General features: G+C 34.7%; 7 protein-coding genes. 2 read left to right on the forward strand and 5 right to left on the reverse strand.

The window, feature by feature from the left end:
• The 4 genes from ACFSR1_RS23800 to ACFSR1_RS23815 all read right to left on the reverse strand — a co-directional run.
• Positions 1–812 (reverse strand): ABC transporter ATP-binding protein (locus ACFSR1_RS23800; protein ID WP_378295538.1); only part of this gene is annotated, 812 nt, incomplete at its 3' end.
• Between the two features lie 11 nt (positions 813–823).
• The gene (locus ACFSR1_RS23805; protein WP_378295539.1) at positions 824–1,687 is read right to left on the reverse strand and encodes an ABC transporter ATP-binding protein; all 864 of its coding nucleotides are present in this window, start codon (positions 1,685–1,687) and stop codon (positions 824–826) included.
• Between the two features lie 10 nt (positions 1,688–1,697).
• Positions 1,698–2,795: an ABC transporter permease gene (locus ACFSR1_RS23810; RefSeq protein WP_378295540.1), complete on the reverse strand. Its 1,098-nt coding sequence runs from the start codon at positions 2,793–2,795 to the stop codon at positions 1,698–1,700.
• Positions 2,796–2,912: 117 nt separating this feature from the next.
• Entirely contained in the window at positions 2,913–4,319 is a 1,407-nt protein-coding gene (locus ACFSR1_RS23815; RefSeq protein ID WP_378295541.1) for a CmpA/NrtA family ABC transporter substrate-binding protein, read from the reverse strand.
• A 516-nt stretch (positions 4,320–4,835) separates the two neighbouring features.
• Here ACFSR1_RS23815 and ACFSR1_RS23820 point away from each other — a divergent pair.
• Positions 4,836–5,606 carry a type IV pili methyl-accepting chemotaxis transducer N-terminal domain-containing protein gene (locus tag ACFSR1_RS23820; RefSeq protein WP_378295542.1) on the forward strand — a complete coding sequence of 257 codons (771 nt, stop codon included), beginning with the start codon at positions 4,836–4,838 and terminating at the stop codon, positions 5,604–5,606.
• Positions 5,607–5,635: 29 nt separating this feature from the next.
• On the opposite strand, the gene ACFSR1_RS23825 is transcribed toward ACFSR1_RS23820, so the two are convergent.
• Positions 5,636–6,319 (reverse strand): response regulator, encoded by a 684-nt coding sequence (locus ACFSR1_RS23825; RefSeq protein ID WP_378295544.1) that lies wholly within the window; start codon positions 6,317–6,319, stop codon positions 5,636–5,638.
• Between the two features lie 256 nt (positions 6,320–6,575).
• Between ACFSR1_RS23825 and ACFSR1_RS23830 the strand changes: the two genes are divergently transcribed.
• A partial coding sequence (locus ACFSR1_RS23830; protein WP_378295543.1) for an alginate export family protein occupies positions 6,576–7,446 on the forward strand: 871 nt, incomplete at its 3' end.

The following is a 7,446-nucleotide window of genomic DNA, read 5'->3' on the forward strand; positions in this document are numbered from 1 at the left end:
AGGAAATCTATTAAATGCTCCCTGTATTTATAATAATCCGGATGTTCTAAAACATCTTTTCTTAAGCGAGGGCGCTCAAAATCAATCTCTAATATATCCCCTACTTTTGCCCTAGGACCACTTGTCATCATAATTACACGATCTGCTAGAAAAATAGATTCATCCACATCATGAGTAATCATGATAGCCGTAATTTTTTCCTGATTCCAAACCTCAATGAGAACATCTTGCAACTCTCCTCTGGTAAGAGAATCAAGCATCCCAAATGGTTCATCTAACAGTAGTACCTTTGGCTTAAGAGCAAATGCTCTCGCAATTCCAACTCGTTGCTGCATACCTTGAGACAACTCTTTTGCTTTCTTATACATTGCATCTTCCAAACCTACTTTTGATAAGTAATATTTCACAATATCATCCCTATCTCTTTTAGTTCCGTGTGCAAAAACCTGCTTAACGCCCAACATCACATTATCGTAAGCCGTCATCCAAGGCAACAAACTGGGTGATTGAAATATAACCCCCCGATCAGGTCCGGGTCCTTTAATAGTTTGATTATCTGCTACTATCGTTCCTCTAGAAATCGGGTTAAGACCTGCAATCATTGTAAGTAAGGTCGACTTGCCACAACCAGAATGTCCAATTATTGATATAAATTCTTCGTGTCTAACCTTTAAATCAAGATCATCTAGAACTACATAATCTCCTTTTGGAGTGGGATATATTTTAGTTAACTGAGAAATATCCAACATGTATTTATCCTCAAACAATCCATTACCGGATCTTCTTACTTCTAATTCTTCTAATGTTTCCATAGTACTATCTTTTAACTAAAACTTAATCTTCTAAAAGGTGCTGGTTTAATTCTTGGCTTAATATCCGGTAAAACGTGATTATTTTCTTTCTTCGAAGCCCTTTGCTCTCCTATCTGAATAAGATATTCCATAATACTATTACGGAGTTTTTTATACTCCTCATTATGATTAAGCGCCGTTTTGTCTCTTGGACGCTCAAGGTTAATCTTATATTCTGGCCCAAGAGTAGCTTTCGGACCAGGTTTTAATGGAATGATACGATCTGCCATTAGAATTCCTTCATCCACGTCATTAGTAATCAGCAAGGCAGTTTTTTTATCTTTATTCCAGATTTTTAGAATTTCTTGTTGTAAATTTCCTCTGGTCAAAGCATCTAATGCACTCAAAGGCTCATCCATTAAAATCACATCCGGACTCATAGATAACGCTCTGGTAACAGAAACCCGTTGGCGCATCCCTCCAGAAAGTTCTTTTGGGAGTTTACCAATTGCAGGCGAAAGGTTTACCATCTCTACATAATCTTCTACACGTTTATTTCTATCTTTTTTAGACATTTTTCTAAACGCTTCCTTCACCGCCATACCTACATTATTTCCAACATTTAGCCATGGAAGTAATGAATAATTTTGAAAAATCACACCTCGTTCGTGACTAGGTCCTGTAACTAACTCTCCTTTGAACAAAACTTGTCCTTCATCAGGCATCATTAATCCGGATATCAGGTTTATCAATGTTGTTTTTCCGCTACCAGTAAATCCAACAATCGCTACAAACTCTCCTTCTTCAATCTCTAGATTGATATTAGACAACACCTGAGTCCGATCTTTTCCGGTTCCAAAAGATTTGGATACATTTCTTAATTCTATATATGCCATAATCTATGTTTTATGCAGTTTCTTCTGTAAAAGTGACAAACTTCTGTATCGTTAACATGATACGGTCCAATAAAAATCCAATAATTCCGATAACAAACATGGCTACGATAATTTTAGAATTAGAATCATTCGCTCCATTCTGAAACTCTTCCCAAACAAAAGAACCTAATCCCGGACTTTGTGCTAATAATTCTATAGCTATTAACACCATCCAAGCTACGGATAACGTAATTCTTAGTCCTGTAAAAATTAATGGAAATGAAGATGGCAAAATGATCTTAAATACTTTTTGAGCTACACTTAACTGAAGCACCTTAGCTACATTTATATAATCTTTATCAACAGAGGAAACTCCCATACTGGTATTTACCAATGTTGCCCACATCGAGCACAACCCAACACTTATAAAAGAAATAATAAAGGAACTGTCAGAATCAGAACCACGAGTTAATGTTTTTACAATCATAAACACTAGTAACAACCACACAACAGGAGAAACAGGTTTAAATATTTGAATTAACCAGTTTACTGATGATCTTAGTGTTTTACTTAAGCCTAACATAATGCCAATAGGAACCGCAATAAACAAGGCTAGCAAAAAACCTGCAAATACCGTTTTAAGACTTGTAAATATTTGATCTACAAACGAAGGTCTTCCTGTGTACGTAATAGCTGCTAACCCTTGCTCTTCTCTCTGTGCATTGGTAACAGCTACTTTGTCTGCAAAAGCAGCTTTCTTACCTGATATAACAGCGTGATCCGCCAACAATGATTTATAAGCCGTCCAAACCTGAGCTGGTGATGGTAAGGTGTTAGGCTGACAACTAATATCCCCTGATTCTATACAAGTACGCATTTCTAAAGCTGCAACCTCTCCTTGATCAGTCATAGCTTTTTCGATCCTGGCATCTTTTTCAACATTATAAAGATATGTAGCTCCCGTATGCCATAGTATTAAAAATAATCCTACGGATAATATTGGTAATAATACTTTTTTAAATAAAGCAATTAAATTTTTCTTTATCTCTTCTCCGGTTGCCAATCTAATAGCCGGCTCGAAAAAACCCAACCCTACAAAATTGAGAATATGTATAGACCTATCTTTCATTATATTTTATTTAAAACTTACTTCTCTTTCATTATTCCACTAATGCTATACCTCATTTTGCATTAGAGTTCATTCGATTTTCGTGAATGGAAAAGAAATAAAAAGGGATTTCCCTTTTTATTTCTCAATGCTTGAAACACCTTCCACATTTTCTTTGTTCCCGATACCGAAACTATTGATATACCCTATCGGATCTTTAGCGTCATATTTATTACCATCAATAAAATCAGTAGTAGCAGGTTTATAACCATCTGTTTTAGGTAATTCTGAAGCCTCAAGATGACCTTCATCAACTAAGAGTTTAGCCGCTTTTGTCCAGATATCAGGACGATAAATATCCTTAATCGTCTTATCATACCAAGCTGCAGGCTTACTATCAGGAATTTGCCCCCAACGTCTCATTTGTGTTAAAAACCATATGCCATCAGAATAGAAAGGATATGTTGCATCATATCGGTAAAACACATTAAAATCAGGCATTTCTCTTTTATCACCTTTTTCGAACTCAAAAGTTCCCGTCATAGAATTAGCTAACACTACCTCATCTGCTCCCACATATTCTGGCATTGATAATATTTTTACAGCTTCCGGACGGTTACCTGGAGTATCCAACCATTTCCCGGCTCTAATCAAAGCCTTCGTCACAGCTGTAGCAGTATTAGGATATTGCTCCACAAATTTCTTAGTCATTACAAACACTTTCTCCGGATTGTTTTTCCAGATGTCATAATTGGTAACTACAGGAACACCAATCCCTTTAAAAACAGCTTGTTGATTCCATGGTTCACCTACACAGTATCCATATATGGTACCAGCTTCTAATGTAGCTGGCATTTGTGGCGGTGGAGTCACAGATAATAATACATCTGCATCAATTTGCCCTTGAATATTATCCTTAGAATACATTCCCGGATTGATTCCAGCCGCAGCTAACCAATATCTTATTTCATAATTATGTGTTGATACCGGAAATACCATTCCCATTTTAAAAGCCTTTCCATCATTCTTATAAGATTCGATTACAGGCTTCAGTGCGTCGGCAGAAATAGGATGGATTGGTTTTCCATCTTCACCTTTAGGAACATTCGGCTTCATTTTAGACCAAACATCATTGGATACCGTAATACCATTACCGTTTAAATCCATCGAAAATGGAGTTACCAACTCTGCTTGTCTACCAAAACCTGCACCTGCAGCTATCGGCTGACCAGCTAACATATGCGAACCATCTAATTGTCCGTCGATCACACGATCCAAAACATTTTTCCAGTTAGATTGCGCCTCTACAGAAACAAACAACCCTTCATCCTCAAAGAAGCCTTTTTCTTTAGCTATTGCCAAAGGCGCCATATCCGTTAACTTTATAAAACCAAAAGTTAATTGTGGTTTCTCTATGGCTAGCTTTGACACCTCTTCTTTCGAACTTGTATCACTAGACGCTATTTCTTTTTTCTTTTCACCTCCACATGACAGAAATATCATGGTAGTTAAAAGCATCCATATTTTAAGATTCATTGTTTTCATAATTCAGTTTTTTGAAAATTCAGCTAATAGAACAGTTCAAAATTAAGTATTATTACTTACTAAAAAAGTTTTTAATCAAAAAAATACGTATTTAAGTTTCAAATTACGTATTTATCAATATAAGATCGGTGGGATTGAATTATTATCAAAAGAACGCTTTGAAAATCAAAGATATGGTTGAAGTTTTAATAAACTATATTATAACATATTGATTATCAATATTTTAATTGTTTTACAGTATTCTTAATACGGTTTACCAATAATCAAAATAGAATACTTAAGAACTCAAAAAAACTACGTATTTAATATTTGGTTTTCTCAAAAAAAAATAAGTATTTTCGTACTAAGTTTTTGAATTTAGATATCCTAGCTCTAACCGAAACATTTTTTACCACTAGGTAACTCTAGCTGATCCCAAGATGAAATTAATAACAATGTAAAAACTAACTCATGAAAAAAAGAACCATCAAACCTCTTCTAATTATATTTATAATATTTTCCTTCTACACATCTGAAATGATAGCACAATCAAAAAATTACGGTGCCATCACGTATGGAAAAGCCGTGAATATTTCGGGTAAACAAAGAATGTTGTCCCAAAAAATGTCCAAAGCTTTTTTATTACTAGCCAAAGGCATAAATGATGATGCCATAAAAAAGGAATTAAACTCTAGTAAATTTATTTTTGAAAAGCAGCTTCAGATATTAACAAAAAATGCCACAAGTGCTACTGTTAAACTCTCTATAAAAAAAGTCAAAGGATTATGGGAAGAATTTAAAGAAGTAATAATAAGCACTCCAGATGTCCAAAATTCTTTGAGAGTCTTGAAACTAAATACCAATCTTTTAAAAGCCTGCAATGAAGTCGTTAAAAGTATTGAAAGTAGTTTTAATTACAACAACCAATTTTTTAAGGACAAAAACAAAGAACTTGTACATACCATAAATGTATCAGGAAAACAACGAATGCTTTCGCAGCGATTATGCTTGTATTACACCGCCACCACCATGTTTCTAAGAGATAGTTCTGATTACAAAGAAACCTTAAACCTAGTTTACACAGAGTTTGACAACGCAATTGGCGAATTATTGATCAGTAGTTATAATAGTACTGAAATTGAGGAAGAATTAGGTTCTATAATGTCTTTATGGGAAAAATTTCAAATAAATAAAAAAGGTTTAGCAAATGGAGATTTTCCACTACAAGAAATCTTTACTACTACTAATCAATTAACTAAATCCTTTAACAAAATAACAGGTTTATACGAAAGCAGAGCTAATAACTGAAGCCGACATAAACATAAACATATAAAAGGCTAGGGAATCATATCATATTCTCTGGCCTTTTTGCTTAATTCCAGTACATTTTTCACCCCCATTTTCTTCATTAAATTAAAACGATGCACCTCGGTTGTACGTTTACTTATATCCAGTTCTGCTGCTATATCCTTATTAGTCATACCAGAAACCGCTAATTTGAGTATCTGATTTTCCCTTTTGGTAAGATCAAATGGATTGATCTTTGTTTGTTGACTTTCTTCTTTAGCAGCCACTACTTTTTCTTCAACTTTATCTCCACTACCTTTCAGTAAATTTTTTACTAATATAGAAGATACATCACCGCTAAAATACTTATTCCCTTTACTCACAGTCGACAAGGCCTTCAAAAATTCTTCTTTACTAGCATCCTTTAATAAATACCCATCGGCCCCCGCCTTAATAGATTGCAATATGTATTCGTCAGAATCATGCATAGATAACATAATGGTTTTAGAAGATAATGATAAATTCGTTAACTTCTCTACTGTTTCAATGCCTGACATTTCAGGCATTCTTATATCACAGATCACTATATCAGGTTTTAAAGACTGAACCACTTCTATAGCTTCTTTGCCATCCGAAGCTTCTCCAATGACTTCATATTGTTTTTCATCCTCAAGCAGCGAACGAATTCCGTCCCTTACTAAAAAATGATCATCTACCAACACTATACTTACCATATATTCTAATACGTAATTAAATGACACTCATTATTAAGTCGTCTTCCATCCAAAGATATGAATAATTCAAAAATAGGATCATGAAATTGATAATCTTTGAATTAAAAATAAGTATTTTTATCTAATAAAAACCTTAAAAATAAGTATTAATACTTAGATTTGCTATTCAATTAATGTATCAGCTAATAGAATTAATTGAAAAGAACATAGCAATGTTGTGAAGAATACAATCACACATCAAACAAAAATTTAAGAGATGAAAAACAAGTTACATTATACTTTACTACTATTATTGGTATTTGTATTTAAGGGAAAAGCTCAGGAATTAAGTATTGATTTAGATTTCAGAGATCGATTTGAGTATCGTCACGGGTTCAATAATTTGGTTCCCCAGGGAGTCGATCCTGCAGCGATTGTGCAACAGAGAGCCAGGCTTAAACTTGGATACACTTCAGAAAAATTCAAAGCACATTTTAGTGTTCAGGATGTCAGAATATGGGGAGATACCAGACAGATCCTGGATAATGATGCTAATAATAATTTGCAAATAGCAGAAGCTTGGGCATCTCTGGAATTCGGAAAAGGTTGGTCTACTAAATTGGGCCGGCAAATGATCTCTTATGATGATCAGAGAATCCTGGGTGGTTTAGACTGGGCATTACAAGGTCGTTTTCACGATTTGGCTTTGATCAGATATGGAAATGAAAAGATCAAATTGGATCTGGGATTTGCATTTAGTCAGAATGACCTGGACGGACTTCCTAACAATACATCAGGAACTATATATAACGTTACCGGTTTTTTTAGTTATAAAGCCATGGAATATGCACACTTAACCTGGAAAGCTTCAGAAAAAGCAACGCTTAGCTTTTTGGCATTAAACAACACCTTTCAGAATGTAGTAAACGGAACACCTACAGATGGATTTTATCATACACACACCATTGGTACTCATTCTAAATTTAAATTAGGAGGAATCGGCCTTGCTTTAAATGCTTACTTACAAGCAGGAGAAGGTCCTGACGTAACAGATGCCGCAAGCCCGTCAACAGACCTTTCTGCATATTTAGTTGGGCTAGAAGCTAATGGAAAAGTTGGTTCTGTTGGTATTGGGGGTGGTTTTGAAA

Origin of the sequence: Aquimarina rubra, assembly GCF_042684305.1 — a bacterium.
Taxonomy (GTDB): domain Bacteria; phylum Bacteroidota; class Bacteroidia; order Flavobacteriales; family Flavobacteriaceae; genus Aquimarina; species Aquimarina rubra.

Coding starts and splice junctions, on each gene's coding strand:
- ACFSR1_RS23820 (WP_378295542.1), top strand. CDS start 4,836: ATGATAGCACAATCAAAAAATTACGGTGCCATCACGTATGGAAAAGCC.
- ACFSR1_RS23815 (WP_378295541.1), bottom strand. CDS start 4,319: ATGAAAACAATGAATCTTAAAATATGGATGCTTTTAACTACCATGATA.
- ACFSR1_RS23810 (WP_378295540.1), bottom strand. CDS start 2,795: ATGAAAGATAGGTCTATACATATTCTCAATTTTGTAGGGTTGGGTTTT.
- ACFSR1_RS23805 (WP_378295539.1), bottom strand. CDS start 1,687: ATGGCATATATAGAATTAAGAAATGTATCCAAATCTTTTGGAACCGGA.
- ACFSR1_RS23825 (WP_378295544.1), bottom strand. CDS start 6,319: ATGGTAAGTATAGTGTTGGTAGATGATCATTTTTTAGTAAGGGACGGA.